Here is a 1,741-nt window from a genome sequence, read left to right as displayed (position 1 = left end):
CCACAGGCACTGCGGGCCGGGCCGGGGCGTCCGCCTCGGCCTCGTCGGCGGACGCCGCGACCGCCGCCTTCCGTGCCCGGGCCCTCTGCTCGGCCACGGCGGCCGCGAGCAGCCCCGGCAGCCAGCCGTCCCGTCGTCGCCGGGCTGCCCCCGCAGCCGCGCTGGATCTACACCCACCCGGCCGCCGAACCCGCCCCCCTCACCGCCGCGCTCTGGAACGAACGGCTGCTGGTGCTGACCGGCGACACCCACGCGTCCGCCGTCGACCTGAACACCGGGCGCCGGGTCTGGGAGAGCCCGGACGCCGCGAAGGGGCAGGCCGCCCTGGCCGCCGGCAAGGAGCTCGTCTTCGTCGCCGGACCGTCCGAGTTCCTGTGGCTGTCCGCGAAGGACGGCAGCGTCGCCCACCGGGTCGCGTACGCCGACGGGTTCGAGGGCGCGCCGCAGCTGTCGGTACGCACCCTCGTCGGATCGTCCGGCCCGGACCTCTGGTTCACCGGCTCGCACCAGGTCACCGTGAAGGCGCCCAAGCCGAAGAAGGGCAAGAAGCCCGGCAAGGACCGGCAGGTCGTCAAGTCCTACCTGTTCGGGTACGACATCGAGCAGCGCAAGGAGCTGTGGCGGACGCCCGTGCCCACCGGACGCGGCCCCATCGCGCCCGTGTACCGCCTGATGGCGGTCCGGCCGGACGCCGTGGTCGTACGACAGGACCGGCTGACGCTCACCCCCGCCGATGTGAAGGCGGCCAAGGGCAAGGCGCTCTTCCGCAGCTTCGACCGGACCACCGGGAAGCAGCAGTGGGCCAAGATCTTCGGCACGGCCCCGGAAGCGGCTGCCGCGGGAGACGCGGACGGCCTGCTGTACGTGGCGTACGACCACGACCTGCGGGCCCTGGAAACCCCCGGCGGCCGGCCGAAGTGGACGCTGAACGGCACACCGCGTTCCTCCTTCGGCACCCCCGTGGAGGCCGGTGCGCTCCTGTTCACCACCAGCAGCAACCAGGAAGTGGGGGTGGCCGACCGGGAGACCGGACGGCTGCGCTGGCGGCGGTCCACGGAGGCGGTGGCGGGCGGAACGGCTCCCACCGTCACGGCCAGCGGCTCGGGCGGCACGCTGCTCGCGGCGGATCCCGGGCAGGTCACCGCGTTCGCGGCGGCCGACGGGCGGCGGCTCTGGAAGTTCCAGGACATCGGGGTCCAGGACCCGAAGGGGGCGACCGTCACCGCCCGGTACCAGGTGCTGGCCTACGGCAAGAGCGCCCTCGTCCGGCGCGACCGCGTGGTCTACGCGTTCCCGGTCGTCTGACGGAAGGGCGGCCTGACCGGGGGCCTGACCCGGAGGACGGCCTCACCGGGAGGCCGTCGGGCCCGGTCCGCCGCCTTCCGGAGGAATCGGGCCGCCGCCACGCCCGGAGGTTCTTGCATCGCCTGACGAAGAGTGAGCGTATGGGAGGAATTGCGCTCACTCATGGGGTAGTCGCACGATTCGCCCCGTTTCCGGAGGTGGTGTCGTGTCAGGCAAACTTCTGCGCTCCCTCGGCACGGCGGCGCTGGCCGCCGTCGTCGTGACCGCSCCGGCCACAGCCGTCGCAGCCCCGGCCTCCCCCTCGCCGCCCTGGGCGGTCGCCGGCCGGGCCGAAGACAGGGCGCCCGAGGCGACCAGCGCGTCCTGCGCCTTGTCCGTGCCCTCCTGTTCGAGACGGGCGAGCTCGGCGAGCTGGTCGGTGGAGAGAGTGGCGAGC

At 74.0% G+C, this 1,741-nt stretch carries 1 protein-coding gene and 1 pseudogene; one reads left to right on the top strand and one right to left on the bottom strand.

Annotated features, from left to right (window positions below):
* The first annotated feature begins 72 nt into the window (after positions 1-72).
* Entirely contained in the window at positions 73-1,305 is a 1,233-nt protein-coding gene (locus tag EAO72_RS41210) for an outer membrane protein assembly factor BamB family protein (protein ID WP_410090571.1), read from the top strand.
* A gap of 156 nt (positions 1,306-1,461) precedes the next feature.
* On the opposite strand, the pseudogene EAO72_RS43695 reads toward EAO72_RS41210, so the two are convergent.
* Positions 1,462-1,741, bottom strand: a pseudogene (locus tag EAO72_RS43695) (hypothetical protein); the annotation flags it as partial.

It is taken from the genome of Streptomyces sp. OR43 (assembly GCF_008042275.1).
In the GTDB taxonomy this organism is placed as follows: domain Bacteria; phylum Actinomycetota; class Actinomycetes; order Streptomycetales; family Streptomycetaceae; genus Streptomyces.
This window is presented reverse-complemented; position numbering and strand designations above follow the sequence as displayed.